Origin of the sequence: Vallitalea maricola (assembly GCF_036985595.1) — a bacterium.
Classification (GTDB): Bacteria; Bacillota; Clostridia; order Lachnospirales; family Vallitaleaceae; genus Vallitalea; species Vallitalea maricola.
Map to the genome: position 1 here is coordinate 1 of NZ_BTPU01000059.1, position 17,489 is coordinate 17,489.

13 protein-coding genes and 1 pseudogene are annotated in these 17,489 nt (G+C 32.6%); all 14 read left to right on the forward strand.

Annotated elements, in window-relative coordinates; translation table 11 throughout:
- Positions 1-76 precede the first annotated feature (76 nt).
- The 14 genes and pseudogenes from AACQ14_RS16260 to AACQ14_RS16325 all read left to right on the forward strand — a co-directional run bounded on the left by AACQ14_RS16260 (position 77) and on the right by AACQ14_RS16325 (position 17,467).
- Entirely contained in the window at positions 77-2,467 is a 2,391-nt protein-coding gene (locus AACQ14_RS16260; RefSeq protein WP_339364645.1) for a DNA internalization-related competence protein ComEC/Rec2, read from the forward strand.
- 15 nt (positions 2,468-2,482) lie between these two features.
- Positions 2,483-3,469, forward strand: a complete 987-nt coding sequence (gene holA, locus AACQ14_RS16265; protein ID WP_339364646.1) for a DNA polymerase III subunit delta — start codon at positions 2,483-2,485, stop codon at positions 3,467-3,469.
- A 274-nt stretch (positions 3,470-3,743) separates the two neighbouring features.
- Complete coding sequence (locus tag AACQ14_RS16270) at positions 3,744-4,028, forward strand: hypothetical protein (RefSeq protein WP_339364647.1); 285 nt, start codon at positions 3,744-3,746, stop codon at positions 4,026-4,028.
- 167 nt (positions 4,029-4,195) lie between these two features.
- Positions 4,196-5,941, forward strand: coding sequence for a sensor histidine kinase (locus AACQ14_RS16275; RefSeq protein ID WP_339364648.1), 1,746 nt, complete (start codon positions 4,196-4,198; stop codon positions 5,939-5,941).
- A gap of 14 nt (positions 5,942-5,955) precedes the next feature.
- Positions 5,956-7,584 (forward strand): response regulator transcription factor, encoded by a 1,629-nt coding sequence (locus AACQ14_RS16280; protein ID WP_339364649.1) that lies wholly within the window; start codon positions 5,956-5,958, stop codon positions 7,582-7,584.
- A 229-nt stretch (positions 7,585-7,813) separates the two neighbouring features.
- Positions 7,814-8,758 carry a sugar ABC transporter substrate-binding protein gene (locus tag AACQ14_RS16285; RefSeq protein ID WP_339364650.1) on the forward strand — a complete coding sequence of 315 codons (945 nt, stop codon included), beginning with the start codon at positions 7,814-7,816 and terminating at the stop codon, positions 8,756-8,758.
- Between the two features lie 163 nt (positions 8,759-8,921).
- Positions 8,922-10,415: a sugar ABC transporter ATP-binding protein gene (locus AACQ14_RS16290; protein WP_339364651.1), complete on the forward strand. Its 1,494-nt coding sequence runs from the start codon at positions 8,922-8,924 to the stop codon at positions 10,413-10,415.
- Between the two features lie 53 nt (positions 10,416-10,468).
- Positions 10,469-11,533, forward strand: a complete 1,065-nt coding sequence (locus AACQ14_RS16295; RefSeq protein ID WP_339364652.1) for an ABC transporter permease — start codon at positions 10,469-10,471, stop codon at positions 11,531-11,533.
- A gap of 167 nt (positions 11,534-11,700) precedes the next feature.
- Positions 11,701-12,717 (forward strand): inositol 2-dehydrogenase, encoded by a 1,017-nt coding sequence (iolG, locus tag AACQ14_RS16300; RefSeq protein WP_339364653.1) that lies wholly within the window; start codon positions 11,701-11,703, stop codon positions 12,715-12,717.
- A gap of 255 nt (positions 12,718-12,972) precedes the next feature.
- A pseudogene (locus AACQ14_RS16305) lies at positions 12,973-13,122 on the forward strand (substrate-binding domain-containing protein); the annotation flags it as partial.
- A gap of 112 nt (positions 13,123-13,234) precedes the next feature.
- Positions 13,235-14,254, forward strand: a complete 1,020-nt coding sequence (gene iolC, locus AACQ14_RS16310) for a 5-dehydro-2-deoxygluconokinase (RefSeq protein WP_339364654.1) — start codon at positions 13,235-13,237, stop codon at positions 14,252-14,254.
- Between the two features lie 112 nt (positions 14,255-14,366).
- Positions 14,367-15,746, forward strand: coding sequence for an aldehyde dehydrogenase family protein (locus tag AACQ14_RS16315; RefSeq protein WP_339364655.1), 1,380 nt, complete (start codon positions 14,367-14,369; stop codon positions 15,744-15,746).
- Between the two features lie 70 nt (positions 15,747-15,816).
- Positions 15,817-16,647 carry a class II fructose-bisphosphate aldolase gene (locus AACQ14_RS16320; protein WP_339364656.1) on the forward strand — a complete coding sequence of 277 codons (831 nt, stop codon included), beginning with the start codon at positions 15,817-15,819 and terminating at the stop codon, positions 16,645-16,647.
- 28 nt (positions 16,648-16,675) lie between these two features.
- Positions 16,676-17,467, forward strand: coding sequence for a 5-deoxy-glucuronate isomerase (locus tag AACQ14_RS16325; RefSeq protein ID WP_339364657.1), 792 nt, complete (start codon positions 16,676-16,678; stop codon positions 17,465-17,467).
- Positions 17,468-17,489: the final 22 nt, after the last annotated feature.

Here is a 17,489-nt window from a genome sequence, read left to right on the forward strand (position 1 = left end):
ATATACAAAGGAGTGGAAAATATTTTTCTGTTTTTTTAGTGGTGTTTTGAGAGGGCTTTGGGGAGAAAATGGGTATATGAAAAGGCCTGCTGTTTTTATTTGTATTTTTTATCTTACAGGAATCCTAACAGGGTATTATGTAAAAGATTTATTATTGGTTATATTATTACTTGGTATAACAATCATATTATCTATCATTCTATATAAAACATATTCATGGAAGGGTGTATTTGTTTTTCCGTTGATATGCTTTTTGGCGTACATAAATATTTGTAATTATATACAATCAAGTAATAATGCAATAGATAAGATATTTGATGATGCGGTATCTTGTGTTGCAGAAGGATATATAGATAATATTACCAGCAAGGGAGATAAGACTCAACTAAATATTATTACCAAGAAAATTATTATAGAGGATAAAACCTATACAGATAAAGTTAATATCAAGGTTTATGGTACAGGTATTGATAATATAGATATAGGTTCATATATTAATATAAGTGGAGAGTTAAATAAACTGAGTAAACCGACCAATCAGGGGCAATTTGACGAAGTAAAATATTATAGGATAAGGGGAATAAAATATAAATTATTCTTGAAAGAATATAAAATAATAGATAATGAAAAAATGAATATTTTATCTAAGATTAAGTATTCTATGAATAAGAGATTATCATTTATTAGAAATAAATGGGTCAAGGTGTATGATAGTATTCTACCAGAAAATCAAGCAAACCTAATGAAAGCCATGATCTTAGGAGAAAAAACTTATTTATCTATTGATACAAAGAATAAGTATTCCGAATCTGGTATTTCTCATATTTTAGCTATATCAGGTTTGCATATAGCAATCCTTGGGTATGGTTTCTTTAGTTTGATATGTTTATTGATATCTAAAAAGAAGGGTGTAATATTCACTATATGCTTTTTGGTATTCTACTTAATTTTAACTGGAGCCAGTGTTTCCACAATTAGAGCTGTAATTATGCTTTCAATAATATTATTAGCATACTTCTTTGGAAGGACATATGATATATACTCATCTATCTGTACTGCTGCAATAATAATACTTATGATTAATCCTTATAATTTGTGGGATGCAGGGTTTCTATTATCTTTCTCAGCAGTTATAGGTATAATAGCAATAAAGCCAGCACTTGATGAATTATATAATAAAAGAGGTAATAAGATATTAGCAACCTTTAATGTTAGTTTAGCGGCTACACTTGGTACTATGCCTGTTATGCTTCTAACCTTTTATGAATTGCATATATATTCTGTGTTGGTCAACATCTTGGTAGTACCTCTTATGTCAATAATTGTTTTATTTGGATTTATTGGACTTGTTGTTGGTTCTATATCCATTTATTTTGGTAAATTAATTTCTGGAATCATATTTTATATACTTAACTTTTACGACTTGTGCTGTGAATCTGCAGGAAGTCTTCCATTTAGCACTATCACAATTGGAAAGCCCAAGCTTATTAATCTTATCTTGTTTATTATAATATTGATACTGATATCAATGTTAGCTTATGAAAAAGTAAATAAACAAGCATTTAAGAAGCGTATTACAATAGTTGCTTGTCTATTGGTAATATTGAATTTTGTGTTTTATATTAGTCCTAAACCCCTTAAAATAGTACATTTGGACATAGGGCAAGGAGATAGTGCAGTTGTAATTTCACCTGAGAGGAAAGTGTATGTTATTGATGGAGGAGGAAATCTCAAAAAGAAAACTACAGATAGAGACACAGGTTATTATATCATAAGACCTTATCTGAAATATAATGGTATAAGCAAAATTGACTGCCTAATAATGACTCATAGTGATAGAGATCATGTTGGAGGTTTAATTGAGTTAATAGATTATTTTGAGATAGATAACATTGTATTGCCGTATGCTTATAAAAACAAAGAGGAAAAAGATATTCTGCTAAAAGAGCTGATTGATAGGGCTACTAAGGAAAATATCAATATAGTATACCTGAATGAGAAAAATGTAATAAGGGACAAATATATTTCATTTGAAACTATATATCCTCTTAGAGAGACAACTGAGTTTCATAATAATAATGCTTATTCATTGGTATTAAAGCTAAAATATAAAGCTTATAATGAAATTTTTACTGGTGATATAGAGAAACAAGAAGAAGAAAAAATTAACAATAAATATACAGATTATTTAAACAGTGATATAATTAAAGTACCCCATCATGGTTCTAACAGTTCATCAACAAAGGAATTCATTGAATATGTTATGCCAAGATTAGCTGTAATAAGTTCTGGTAGGAACAATAGATTTGGACATCCTCATAAGGAAGTACTAGAGCGGTATTTGGACTATGATATACCCATATTCAATACATCAACAGATGGAGCGATTACCATTAAAACAGACGGGTATAATATGGGTATCAGTACATATTACAGTAAGAAACAGATTTTTTTGGGAATAAAATGAGTTTAGGAGCAAAAGATGAAAGGTTTAAAAAAACAACTACAAAACAATGAATATAACAATGTATATCTATTTTATGGAGAAGAAAAATATCTGTTAGATATATATCTAAAAAAGTTAATTGATGGGTTGTTGGCTGATACTGACCCTACTATGAATTATGATTATTTTGACAAAAGTAATATGAGTGTTGATAAGTTATTTGATGCAATTGAGACTTTGCCTTTTTTTGCAGAGAGAAGAGTTATTGTTGTCAGCTATGCTAAATTATTTAAAGGGAAGAACAATAATTCAAATACCATTGCTGATAGGATTTCAGATATACCAGAATCAACAACAGTAATCTTTTTGGAAGAGGAAATAGATAAAAGAAGTAAGTTATATAAACTAATAAATAAAAACGGTTATGTGGCTAGTTTTACTAAGATGTCTGAAAATGATTTGGTAAAATGGGTTGGACAGAAGTTGCATGGTTCAGGGAAAAAAATTGAAAAAAGTGTAGCTTTACATTTCCTAAAGACAGTTGGAACTGATATGGCTAGTATTAATAATGAATTAGAAAAAGTTGTTATGTACTGTAAAGATAAAGATATAGTGACAAAGGAAGTCATTGATGAAATATGTACAAGGAGTATAGAGAATAAGATTTTTGAATTGGTAAGTGCTATGGGGCAGAATAAAAGAGAAAGAGCAGTATTGTTATATCATGATATGATAATTGCCAAAGAGCCTCCAGGAAGAATATTATTTATGCTCATACGTCAATTCAGATTAATTCTACAAAGTAAGTTGTTGCAGGAAAAAGGATTGAGTGAGAGGGATATAGGGAGCAGGATTAAGCTTGCTCCGTTTATTGTTAGAGAATGTTTGAGACAGGGTAGAAATTTGACGGTAGATAATTTGAAAGAAGCTTTGAAGGATTGTTTGGAGACGGATAGTAATATTAAGATAGGTAAAATTGATGCTAGGATTGGTGTGGAAGTTGTTATAATGAAGTATAGCTGATTGGTTTTTAGCTTTATGGAGGAATGATGATTTATATCCGAAAAAGAGAGCGAAATTTAATTATTTCTGCTCTCTTTTTCGTTGCGGGGTTTTTTATTTTCCGATAGTCCTTTTTAAATGATAAATGAATATACTCATTTGTATTACCATATTTGACAATATTCTTCTCTAAAGACACCCTGTTCAACATTAGAATATTATGATAAAATATACATTATTCTGTAATAATATTAAAACTATAAGCGAATAGTGCAAAACAATAAAGGAGGCTAGCATGAAGGAGAAATTTGAAAATTTTATAGAAAAACATTGGAGAGCTGTAGTTATAGGGGTTGCTCTCATATATATTGGTACAGGCTTATTTCAGATTGTTACGGAGATAGAACTTGATCAAACCAAGACACGAAGTGTTGAAAGTGTTTTGATGGTAACTGCAATCGCTGCATTTTTTTATGGGAAACGTAAAGAGAAAGAACGTCTGGAAAATGAGAAACAAAAGCTTGAAGAAGATAATGAAGTAATAATTGTAGAAGATACAAGAGATGAGGATAGCAACTAGTTTTCTATCACAGGAAATATGTACTGCATAGAAAGCACTATTTCTTTAACATGCAAGGGGTTGTTGCATAATACTTTTTTGACAGCTCCTTTTATTTTCTTATGGGAAAGTTCTCTGAATTTAGCATATGATGGATAATTTTAATGATGTATAGATAGGAGGGTATTATGAATATATTTAAGAGTATTCGTACCAAACTTATTTTAGGGTGTATATGTCTAAGTATTATTCCGATATTTCTAATAACAAGTATGTTGTATCTACGATCTGTCAAAATTATTAATAAAACTACTGCTAATTCCACTCTACTTAACTTAAAAAGAAATAGTGAAAAAGTGGATGAGCTCTTTATGAACACTTATTATAATCTAGTCAATTTTACATTTAATAATCAGTTAAGAGAAGCTATTGGAGAAAAGGATGATGAAAAAATAAAGAAATTGTTACATAATCATGCTTTATTGGATACTTTTTTGGATAGTGTTTATTTATATTTACCTGATGAAAAGAAATTAATCTCTTCTTTTGATGAGCAAAGAAGTATATATATTGATAGTCTAGACAAGCTAGGAACACCACTTCCTAAGGTTGCTCAAAATAACTGGATTGAAACATTTGAATATAAAAATAATATTATAGAAAAAGATAAAAACTTATTTACTATTAAGAAGAAAATATATGATCCAAATGAAGATGAAGTCATTGGCATTGTCATAGCCAATGTGGACGAACGAAAAATATACTTTAGTTTATTAAATGATTTGAGTGCCCATCTTGAAGATGATGTATTATTATTAAATAGTGATAATATTATTGTGTCCACTAAGAAAAAAGATGAAATCGGTGAACACTTTACATTGGAAAAAAGTATGTTAGAAACATACAGTACAAAAGGTTTCAATATAATCGATGTAAATGGGGAAAATACGCTTATAGCCTATTATGTCAGTCGATTAACAAAATACAAAATGGTATATATGGTTCCTCAAAAAATAATTATATCCGATATAAAAGATATCAAATACGTTGCTCTCATCTCAACACTTATTGTGTTAGTCGCTGTAGGTGTATTATGGTATATACTTACTATGGATATTTATCGACCCATCTACAAAATGAAAAAATTAATGAAGGAAGTTGGACAAGGTAATTTTGATGTTCAAATACCTTCAGAGAGGAAGGATGAGTTGGGTGTTCTTATAAAAGGCTTTAATAGCATGACGGAACAAGTTAATCATCTATTCAATGAGGTCTATAAAACAAAATATCAAAAAAAGGAAGCAGAACTGAAAGCATTACAATCTCAGATAACACCTCATTTTTTATATAATACATTGACTTCAATACGTTGTGTAGCTATAATTCAAAGTTCAAAAACTGTAAGTAATATGCTAGGCTCCCTTATCGAATTACTTCAAGCCACAGCAGGTAAAAGAAATGTCTACGTAACATTAGATGAAGAGATTCATCAAGTTAATAATTATATCAAATTACAGCAGTTTCGATATAATGATGCCTTTATGATGGAATATGAAATTGATGAGGATGTAAAAGCATGTCTATTGCCAAAATTAATTTTACAACCTCTTGTAGAAAATAGTTTGCAGCATGGACTTGATTTGCGTCATAAACAAGGCAAAATTACTGTAAGAGCATATACTGAAGATCACGATCTTTTTGTTTATGTGATTGATAATGGAAGAGGGATAGCAAAGGAAACCGTTGAGAAAATTTTCACTGGAGAAATTGATAAATCTAGAAAATTCAGTGGTATCGGCGTTAATAATGTGGATGAAAGAATCAAACTGTATTTTGGAGAAGGTTATGGGTTAACGTATATATTAGACGAAAAACATGGTACGAAAGCTATGATTAAATTACCTCTGTTCAAGTCAGAAGAAGAATTGGAATAAGGGAGGGATAAGGATTGTATAAGGTTTTGCTGGTAGATGATGATTTTCCTGTAAGAGTCTTACTAAAGCAAATGATTAATTGGGAAGAAGCAGGTTTAGAGATTGTTGGTGAGGCAATTGATGGAGAAGAAGCTTTAGAGAAAATAAATGAATTAAACCCGGACATAGCTATAGTAGATATTGGTATGCCCATCAAAAATGGTGTGGATCTTATTAAAGAATTAAAAGAACAAAATAGTCGCTGTAAGGTCATTGTTTTAAGCTGTCATGATGATTTTCAATATGTGAAAGAAGCCTTAAAGTTTGGTGCTAAGGAATATATACTGAAGAATCTTGTCACCGAAGAGCGGTTACTAGTGGTATTGAATCAAATGAAAGTTGAGATAGACAAAGAAAAGGTTGAAATACAAGAAAGCCAACAGTTAAAAAGATGGGCAAATAGGGGAATGTGGGAGTTGAAGCAGGAATACCTTCAGCAGATACTTAGAGGTATCATCATTAATAAAAATAAAATTGAACAATTAATCGACGAATTATCCATTAATATTTCCCGGTATTCCAATGTCTTATTATTAGTTGAGATTGATAATTATGAAGATGTCATTAATAAAATAGCAGATAGACATAATAAAAAACTATTCAACTTTTCTGTTAGAAATGTCTTAGAAGAAGTTTTGTTGGGTATAGCCGAGGGTGAAGTTGTGGATTTAGGTGGTAAGCATATAGCCATTATTGTTAGTTTTGAAAATGAGAAAAGTGAGCTTGTTATAATCGAAAAGCTTAATACTCTTTCTCATAAAATAAGAGATAGTATTAATCGCTATTTTGATGTAAACATAAGTACTGTTATTACTGAAAAAACAAATAAGCTATTAGATTTATTTAATCTTTACGAAAAAGCCCTTATTACGATTCTTATTAAGTTTTATAATGGGGGTAATAAAATCTACTGGACAAGTGACAGTAAAACGATCACTAATAACAGTCAGTCAATCAATGTAAAAAACTTAGAAAAACTTATACGTAAGTATGTAAAAGAAAGCAATATGTTAAAGCTTGAAGAGCTTATCGATGGTATATTAGCCCAAGCTAAAACTAAAAGGATTTCTCCTAATAAAGTTATTAAATTTTGGCTAAAAATTCACATTATTTTAGAAAAAATATGTGAGAATTATGATATTGAAATGAAACAACTAACAGATGGATCTTTGACTAAAAAAATACAAAAAAGTGAAACGATCTTTGAACTAAAAGAGATAATCATGGTTGTTGTAAAAGACATTGCCCATTATTTTAAGTCAGAAACAAAAGAAACAACCATTTCTCATGAAATTGTTAAAGAAATTATAAATTATGTAAGTTGCAATTATATGAAGGACATTACCCTAAGTATGGTGGCAGAACGTGTGAATATGAACATGGCATACATTAGTCATCTTTTTAAACAAGAAGTAGGGGAATCTTTTGTGGACTTCTTAAAAACAACCCGTATCAAAAAAGCAAAATACTTACTAGAGCATACAGATGAAACAGTCAACAGCATAGCAAATAAAGTAGGCTTTACCGATAGAAAGTATTTTTCTAAAATATTTAAAAAAGTAGAAGGGGTAAATCCAACAGAATATAAAAAACGTATAGTTTAGCATACGTTGGCAGCGTACATGATTTTCTGTTCAGTGGTATCCAAGAAATGCAATAGCATAATAACGAGGGGGAAATTTTTTTGACCACAACATAAAAAATTTACCCCCTGTCTAAAAAATTAACCCCTTAAAATGGGGTTAATTTTACGGCATAATTTAACTAAACCATGAAAGAAGTGTTCCAAATGAGGATACTAAATTTATGTAAAAAAAGGGAGGTTTTATATTTATGAAAAAAATATTAACAATGGTGATTATTGGAGTTATGGTACTTAGTTCATTAGCTTTTGCAGGATGTGCTAAGAAAGAGAAAAAAATGACTATTGGTGTTTCTATTGCAAATTTTGATGATACGTTCTTAACTTACATGATGGATGGTATGAAAGAGTATGCTAAGAAGTTACAAGAAGATGGTATTGCACTTGAAGTTGAATATACAGATGCAAAAGAAGATATGGCAAAACAAATGGATCAAGTTGAAAACTTTGTTGTTCAGCAAAAAGATGCTATCGTAATTGTACCTGTTGATACAAGTGCTGCTGATCCACTTACTCAAGCAGCATTACAAGCTGAAATTCCAATTGTATATGTAAATAGAAATCCTGGAAACTTACCAGAAGGTGCTTACTATGTTGGTTCAGAAGAAATTAAAGCTGGTTTTATGCAAATGGAGCATTTAGCTGAGAAATTAGGCGGAAATGGAAAAATCGCTATCTTAATGGGTAAATTAGACAACGAAGGTGCTCTTAAGAGAACTGAAGGTGTTGAAGAAATAGCGGCTAAATATGATGGGATTGAAATTGTTGATAAACAAACCGGTTTATGGCAACGTAATGAAGGTATGATGAAGACTGAAGACTGGTTAAATCGCTTTGGTGCAGACCTTAAAGCTATTGCTTCTAATAATGATGATATGGCTCTAGGTGCTGTTCAAGCTCTTAAAGATGCTGGTAGAGATGATATCCTTGTAGTTGGTGTTGATGCAACACCTGATGGATTAAATGCTTTGAAAAATGGTGACTTATCCGCTACAGTATTCCAAGATGCTTCTGGTCAAGGTGGTGGATCTATAGAATTAGCTTATTCAGCTGCTAAAGGCGATAAACCAGAACAAGAAAAATGGATTCCTTTCAAATTAGTTACACCAGAGAATATAGATGAGTTTATTAAATAAACTTAATGTAAATGGAAGTGATTTAATTAGAGTGTCTTTATGATAGATACTCTAATTGAGTCCTGATTTGGAAAAAATAGATTGAATATTAGGTCTATTTAAATTATAAAAAGCAATAAATATTAGATTAAACTGACAAAATAAACACTAAGGGGGTAGTCATGTGAGTAAATATGTTTTGGAAATGAAGAATATCGTTAAAATATTTCCAGGTGTCAAAGCGTTGGCTGGTGTTGATTTTAAATTAAAACCGGGTCGTGTACATGCATTAATGGGCGAAAATGGCGCGGGAAAGTCAACTTTAATGAAATGTCTTATTGGAATTCACCCACCAACATCAGGTGAGATCGTATATAAAGGTAAAAAAGCAAATATCACAAATACCAATACTGCTCTTAATATGGGAATATCCATGATTCATCAAGAGTTAAGTCCAGTATTGCATCGAACAGTCATGGAAAACATTTGGTTAGGTAGAGAGCCTAAAAAAGGAATTTTCGTTGATCATAATAAAATGTACGAATTAACCAAAGATCTTTTGAACGATTTAGAACTAGAGCTAGATCCTAAAGAAAAGATGGTTAATCTAACCGTTGCAAAGATGCAGATGATTGAAATTGCAAAGGCTGTTTCATATAAGGCTGAAGTCGTTATTATGGATGAGCCTACATCTGCTTTAACAGATAGAGAAGTTGAACAATTATTTAAAATAATGGCGAAATTAAAAGATGAGGGAGCGGCAATTGTCTATATATCTCATAAGATGGATGAAATATTTAGAGTGTCTGATGATATTACTATTTTAAGAGATGGACAATACGTAGCAACTCATGAAGCAAAAGATCTTGATACAAATAAGCTGATAAGTTTAATGGTTGGTCGAGAGTTAGATAAAATGTTTCCTAAGATAAAATGTGAAATAAGTGAAGAAAAATTAAGAGTTGAAGGACTAACCGTAGAAGGAGTGTTTAATGATGTTTCCTTCAGTATAAGAAAAGGTGAAATTCTTGGAATCGCAGGTCTAGTAGGAGCAGGAAGAACAGAAGTTATTGAAACCATATTTGGTATTAGGAAAAAAACGTCTGGTCAAATATTCATCGATGGAAAAGAAGTTGATATTAAATCGCCTGAAGTAGCTATTGAAAATAAATTAGCACTTTTAACGGAAGATCGACGACAGACAGGAATTTTCCCTATGTTAAGTGTTAAGGATAATATGGTTATTGCTAATATGGATGACTATCTTTCACCTTTAAAATTCATACAACATAAAAAAATCGTTTGTGAATGTAAAGATTACAAAGAGAAAATTCGTATTAAAACACCTAACTTAAATCAACAGATTCAGAACCTTTCAGGTGGTAATCAACAAAAAGTACTAGTTGCAAGATGGCTATTAACTCAGCCAGAAATACTAATACTTGATGAGCCAACTAGAGGGATTGATGTTGGAGCTAAATCAGAAATTCACAGTTTGATTACACAGTTAGCAGGTCAAGGAAAATCTATTATTATGATTAGTTCCGAGTTACCAGAAATATTAGGTATGAGCGATAACATTGTTGTTATGCATGAAGGTAAAGTTACTGGAACAATTAATAGAGAAGATGCAGATCAAGAAAAAATAATGCAATATGCTACGGATAGTGTAGGGTAATAGAAGCACTAACTTATGTTATTAAGAAAGATTATATAGAGGGAGGACTTTTTATGCTTAAGAAGCAGAAAACAGAAACAGCACCAGGAAATGTTATTAATATTACAAAAAAGTCGACGAGTAATAAAAGTGTTGCAAAAGAGTTATTAGGAAAATACGGTATAGTTCTTGTGCTCGTATTGATGGTTATTATGATGAGCTTTTTATCACCAGTATTTTTAACGTCTAAGAACTTATTTAATGTTGTTCGTCAAATTTCAGTTATAGGTCTTATATCATTAGGTGTTACATTAGTTATTATATCAAAAGGTATTGACTTATCTTCAGGTTCTATATTGGCCGTTGCAGCTGTAGTAGCAGCTAGTTTAGGTCAAAGAGGTGATTGGCAAGCTAAGATGTTTCCTAATCTTCCTGAAATGAATGTAATCGTACCTATAGTTGCAGCATTATTAGTTGGTCTTATTGCAGGTATCATTAATGGAACGTTAATAGCTAAGACAGGAATACCACCATTTATAGCAACACTTGGTATGATGGTTTCAGCTAGAGGATTTGCTCAAATATACTCCAATGGTAGACCGGTATCTACTTTGACAGATGCTTACCAATGGTTTGGTCAAGAATATGTCTTCTCAATTGGAGGGTTTAGGGGAATTCCGGTTCCTGTAATTATCTATATCATCATGGTTATATTCACTTTTGTTATGCTGAATCATACACGTTTTGGTAAAAATATATTTGCCATTGGCGGAAATGTTCATGCGGCGGAAGTTTCAGGTATCAATGTAGATAGAAACTTAATTAAAATATATGCTTATGCAGGTTTACTAGCTGGTCTTGCAGGTTTTGTGCTTTCAGCAAGAGTTAACACGGGTCAGCCAGGTATGGGTGTATCCTATGAGCTTGATGCAATCGCAGCGACCACTATCGGTGGAACCTCTCACTCAGGTGGTATCGGTACAATATGGGGAGCTGTAGTTGGTGCATTGATACTGGGTATCTTGAATAACGGACTGAACCTGTTAGGTGTTAGTGGTTATTATCAACAGGTCTTAAAGGGTGTTATCATCGTTGGAGCCGTTGTCATCGATATGCGTAAAAATAAAAAGAAAAAATAATTATAGAAATATAAAATACGTTTGCATTAAGAATTAACTTAATATCAATCGTTATAATTTAAGGAGGTGAAAGTTGTTACGGTTAGGGCGATGTAAAAGATAATTTCTAGTAGTTTATAAATTAAGTAGAAATGAATATTTAAGCCGTACCCTACGTAACAGCATAGATGATGGAAAAAATAAAAATTGGAGCAATTGGTTTAGGAAGATTAGGTTATCAGCATGCAGAGAATATCGCTTTTAAAATTCCAGGTGCAGAACTTATAGCACTTTGTGACAAAAATGAAGAAAAATTAAATGAAACAGTAAAAGCATGGGGCATACCATATAGCTATACTGATTATGATGAAATGATTAAAAATGAAGAATTAGATGCGGTTGTGATTACATCTCCTTCCGCTCTTCATACAACTCAAATTGCAAATGCATTAGAAGCAGGATTACATGTATTTTCAGAAAAACCTCTAGGTACTTCTGTTGAAGAATGTAAAGTTGCTGAAGCAGCTGTTGAAAAGTATCCTGATTTAGTATTCATGCTTGGATTCATGAGACGTTATGACCCTTCTTATGCTTATGCAAGAGAGAAAATTAAAAATGGCGAAATTGGAAAAGTTGTGTTATTCAGAGGATATAGCCAAGATCCAGAGAGCTGTATTGAAGGTGCTATAGCTTATGCTGGTCACAGTGGTGGACAATTTATTGATATGGCAGTTCATGATATTGATTTAGCGCGTTGGATGCTTGATTCAGAGCCAAAGACTATTCATGCTATTGGTGGTTGCTATGCTCATGAAGAGTTTGGTAAATATAAGGATGGAGATAACGTTTCAGCTCTTATGCAAATGGAGAATGACGCTATGGTATTCTTATTTGCTGGAAGAACAGCACCTCATGGCTATAATGTTGAAACTGAAATAGTTGGAACTAAAGCAACACTTAGGATAGCAAGTGTACCACAGAAAAACATGGTTGAAATATTAGATGAACATGGTGTAAGAAGAGAGTGTTCACAAGATTTCTTAGAGAGATTTGAACAAGCGTATATTGAAGAAATCAATGAGTTTATAAGCTGTATTAGAGAAAACAGAAAACCAGAAGTAACTGTATACGATGGAACGAAAACAACTGAAATTGCATATCAGTGTAAGCAAGCTTTTGAAACAAACGAATTAATAAGACCATAGTATAAAACAATGCTACATCTAGTGCTAATTAACTGATTGAAATTACTTTCAACATGTCCTTAGTATTAATATGCAGCATTTCTATTCTACTTATTTATTGGTATATAAGGGTTTGATGCTGGATTTAATGTTTTCACGTCCTTTAACAAATTCGTAATTTCTATATCTATGTTGCAAGATAAAATAAATAGAAGGTTATATCAATGTTCTAAGCGACTATATTATACCTATTGATTCTTATCCACAGCAACTGCATGCTGCAACGATCTAATGGCTATTGGGGCTCTTGAGAAGTTAGAAGATATTAATATAAAGGTGCCAGAAGATATATCTGTAGCTGGTCTTGATAATATTATTTTTGAACCTAGTCTGATTATTAGAGATTCAGTAGCAAAAACCCAGTAATGGGTATTTTTTTGGGCGAGAGAAAACGTTTAACCATTATTGGTTTATGAGATAGATTAGTAGATTAACATAATTAGCAGCCATTAAATAGGTGAAAAGGAGAGAAGAAATTATGAATAACTTAGTTTTTCAAAAGGATAGGGAACTGGATTTAATTGCTGTGGGTCGTCTTGGTGTTGACCTTAATGCAAATGAAATTCATCGTCCAATGGAAGAAACTCTTACATTTACAAAATACTTAGGGGGTTCGCCAGCAAACATTGCAGTTGCTATATCAAGACTTGGGTTAAAAGCGGGTTTTATTGGGAGAGTAGCTGATGATCAGTTAGGACGTTTCATTACCAATTATCTTAAAGATAATAATATTGATTCATCAAGCGTTGTTATAGATAAGTCAGGAGCTAAGACAGGACTTGCTTTTACAGAGATTAAGTCTCCAACTGATTGCAGCATCTTAATGTACCGATCTGATGCAGTGGACTTAAGATTAGAAGTTGGTGATATCAAGGAAGAATATATCAAGAATTCCAAAGCCATACTTATTTCAGGTACAGCTCTTGCAGCTAGTCCATCTAGAGAAGCTTGTTTTGCAGCCGTAGAACTTGCTAGAAAGAATAAAACAGTTGTATTCTTTGATATTGATTACCGTCCGTACACATGGAAATCTGTTGAAGAGACAGCTATCTATTATAGTTTATTAGCAGAGAAATGTGATGTTATCATTGGTACTCGTGAAGAGTTTGATATGTTAGAAATGTTCTCAAATCCTGGTAATAAAGATGATTTTGTAACGGCTAAAAAATGGTTTGATTTTAATGCCAAGATCATGGTTATCAAACATGGAAAAGAAGGTTCTTATGCTTATACCCTAGAAAGGGATAAATTCACTGGTTCAGTATTCCCAGTTATTCCAGTTAAGACTTTTGGAGCAGGAGATTCTTATGCAGGTGGTTTTATCTATGGATTAATGCAAGGATACGATCCCGGAAAAGCTATGGAAATTGGAGCTGCCTCAGCATCCATCGTTGTTTCAAGCCACAGTTGTTCAGATGCTATGCCAGGTATTGATAAAATTAGGAGATTTATTGATCAATATGATGGTGAAAAAGCTTATGATGTAGAGAATATATAAGAATCGGCTTAAATATTAATTTGATGTTTTTTGCAAGATATCCCATTGGGTAAGGATTTAGCAAATGAATTACATGGATTTCTAATCAATTTAAAATAGGGAGGAATTAGATATGTCAGATGCAAAAACAATGGTAAGTGAATTTATTACTCGTGCTCGAGCAGCACAGGAAATAGCAGAAGGTTATTCACAAGAACGTGTCGATGAGTTAGTAAGAGCAATAGCTTGGGAGATTGTTCAACCAGATAAGGCGAAAGAAGTAGCAGCTTTAGCAATTGAAGAATCACAACTTGGTAATTACGAAGGTAAATACGGCAAATTAATGAAAAAAGTTCGTGGTGCTCTTAGAGATATGAAAGATTGTAAATCAGTTGGTGTCATTGAAAGAGTTCCAGAAAAAGGCCTTATCAAGTTTGCTAAACCAGTTGGTGTCATTGGAGCATTAGTACCTTGTACTAACCCAGAAGCTACACCAGTTATCAAAGCAATGAACGCTATCAAAGGAAGAAATGCAATCGTATTTGCACCACATCCTCGTACAAAGAAAACAAATAAATTAATTATTGATACAATGAGAGCAACCCTTAAAAAATATGATGCTCCAGAAGATTTAATCATTACAATCGAAGAACCATCACTTGATCTTAGTAACGAGCTTATGAAGCAATGTGATTTAGTTGTGGCTACAGGTGGTTCAGGAATGGTTAAAGCAGCTTATTCATCTGGTACTCCAGCATATGGTGTTGGAGCTGGTAACGCTGTAGTTATCGTTGATGAAACTGCTAATTTGAAAGATGCAGCACATAAAATCAAATTAAGTAAGACTTTTGATTTTGCAACAAGCTGTTCAGCTGAGAATGCATTAGTTATTGTAGAAAGCGTATACGATGAATTAGTAGCTAATTTAAAAGCAGAAGGTGGACACCTAGCATTAGGTGAAGAGAAAGAAAAATTACAAAATGCTATGTGGGAAGATGGACATTTAAGCCGCCATATCGTTGCTCAGCCTGCTAATAAAATAGCTGATCTTGCAGGTATTACAATTGAAGAAAATGAAGTATTCTTAATGGTTGAAGAAGAAGGGGTTGGACCTGACCACCCATTTTCAGGTGAGAAAATGTCCGTTGTTGTAACCTTATATAAAGTAAAAGATTTTGATGAAGCAGTAGCTAAAGTTAATGACATTACTGGAAACCAAGGTGCAGGACATTCATGCGGAATTCATACAACAGATGAAAGACGTGTTGAGGTATTAGGTAATAAAGTAAAGGTAAGCCGTATTATGGTAAGACAACCACAATGCTATGCCAATAGTGGTAACTGGGATAATGGTATGCCATTTACACTAACACTTGGTTGTGGTACTTGGGGCGGCAACGTAGCTTCTGAAAATATTACATGGAAACATTTCATCAATGTAACTTGGGTATCTTCACCAATCGCGGAAGTTATTCCTACAGATGAAGAGTTATTTGGAGATTTAGCTAAATAAAGAATAGTTGAATGATAGATATCTTGTAGTAGTAAATCGAAAATAACTTAAAGGTAGAAGGAGTGACAACATGCTAGTCAATATGGTAGAAATGGTGAAAGAAGCAGCTGGCGCCAAAAAAGCTATTCCAGGATTTAATGTTTTTGGTTATGAAGATGCTAAGATGGTCATTGAAATAGCTGAAGAATTAAATGCACCTGCTATCCTAATGTCCAATAAAGATGCAGTTGCCCATATGGATTTAAAATATCAAGCTGCTTTATATAGAGCTATGGGAGAAGATACACATGTACCTGTATGTATACATCTTGACCATGGTAAAGATTATGAATTATGTGCTAAAGCTATAAGTGCTGGGTATACGTCCGTTATGTATGACGGTTCCCAATTACCATTGGAAGAAAATATAGCCAATACCAAAGAAGTTGTACGTCTAGCTCATGCATGGAATGTATCAGTTGAAGCAGAAATAGGATCTGTAGGGTATAATGATCCAACAATTAAAGCAAAGGCAATTTATACAGAACCAAGTGAAGCGGAGAAGTTTGCTCGAGAAACCGGTGTAGATGCTTTAGCAGTTGCTGTTGGTACATTGCATAGAATGCAGATTCAAGATGCTAAGATTCAGTATGATCGTTTGGAAGCTATTCAAAATGTAACAGATGTACCTTTGGTTATACATGGTTCAACAGGACTTACTGATGAAGATTTAACAAAATTATCCACTTATCGTATAGGTAAGGTTAATATAGGAACAGCTCTTAGAATGGCATATGGTTATACATTACGTAATGAAATGAATGCTCATACAGAAGAGTTTGACAGAATTAAATTTTTCAAAAAGCCTATGGAAGAAATAAAAAAAGTTATTCGTGAGAAATATAAGCTTTTGGGATGGTAGGCTATTCTTAATGAAGGGAATGGATTAAATGGTAGTTCATCAAAATGAAGAATTTGAATACGGTTATAATTCAATTACTGAGTTAGATGGTAAGCACAGCGATATGGAGCTGGATGTTGGAATTATACGTGTAAGAGATGGTTTGGTATATGAGAATAAGGAGTCCAAAGAAAGAGCTATTTTACTTATTGAAGGTGAAGTAACTTTTGAATGGGCTGGAGAAAAGGAAACGGTTAAAAGAGAGAGCTGCTTTGATGAAAATCCAGTTTGTTTACATCTTCCAAAAGATGAAAAAGTAACGATTACTGGATTAGCAGAATCAGAGTTATGCTATGAGGCAGTATATAATGATAATGCTTTTGAAGCTAAGCTTTATAAGCAAGAAGATTGTGTAAGTGATGTGTTTGGAAAAGATGTAATGGATAATACATCCATGAGAACAGTAAGAACGATTATAGATGATGATATTGCTCCTTATTCCAATTTGGTAATTGGAGAGGTGATTAATCATCCTGGTAAATGGTCTTCCTATCCTCCTCATTACCATATACAACCAGAGGTATATCATTATCGTTTCTTACCAGAAACAGGTTTTGGTGTTAGTGTTATTGGGGAAGAAGCTTATAAAGTTCATCATAAGAGCACATCCTGTATAACAAGTGATGTGGTACATCCACAGTGTTCAGCACCAGGTTATGCTATGTATTATGTTTGGATGATTCCCCATATTAAAGTAAAACGTTGGTTAAAAGACCGTACTTTTGAGTCTAAGCATGAATGGTTGTTGGATGAGAATGCAGAGGTTTGGTCACAGAAATAATAAGTTTAGATATTAGCAGTTC

What these genes read in the sequence shown, in the direction of transcription:
- AACQ14_RS16260 (WP_339364645.1), top strand. Translation starts at nt 77, where the DNA reads ATGAAAAGGCCTGCTGTTTTTATTTGTATTTTTTATCTTACAGGAATC.
- holA (WP_339364646.1), top strand. Translation starts at nt 2,483, where the DNA reads ATGAAAGGTTTAAAAAAACAACTACAAAACAATGAATATAACAATGTA.
- AACQ14_RS16270 (WP_339364647.1), top strand. Translation starts at nt 3,744, where the DNA reads ATGAAGGAGAAATTTGAAAATTTTATAGAAAAACATTGGAGAGCTGTA.
- AACQ14_RS16275 (WP_339364648.1), top strand. Translation starts at nt 4,196, where the DNA reads ATGAATATATTTAAGAGTATTCGTACCAAACTTATTTTAGGGTGTATA.
- AACQ14_RS16285 (WP_339364650.1), top strand. Translation starts at nt 7,814, where the DNA reads ATGAAAAAAATATTAACAATGGTGATTATTGGAGTTATGGTACTTAGT.
- AACQ14_RS16295 (WP_339364652.1), top strand. Translation starts at nt 10,469, where the DNA reads ATGCTTAAGAAGCAGAAAACAGAAACAGCACCAGGAAATGTTATTAAT.
- iolG (WP_339364653.1), top strand. Translation starts at nt 11,701, where the DNA reads ATGATGGAAAAAATAAAAATTGGAGCAATTGGTTTAGGAAGATTAGGT.
- iolC (WP_339364654.1), top strand. Translation starts at nt 13,235, where the DNA reads ATGAATAACTTAGTTTTTCAAAAGGATAGGGAACTGGATTTAATTGCT.
- AACQ14_RS16315 (WP_339364655.1), top strand. Translation starts at nt 14,367, where the DNA reads ATGTCAGATGCAAAAACAATGGTAAGTGAATTTATTACTCGTGCTCGA.
- AACQ14_RS16320 (WP_339364656.1), top strand. Translation starts at nt 15,817, where the DNA reads ATGCTAGTCAATATGGTAGAAATGGTGAAAGAAGCAGCTGGCGCCAAA.
- AACQ14_RS16325 (WP_339364657.1), top strand. Translation starts at nt 16,676, where the DNA reads ATGGTAGTTCATCAAAATGAAGAATTTGAATACGGTTATAATTCAATT.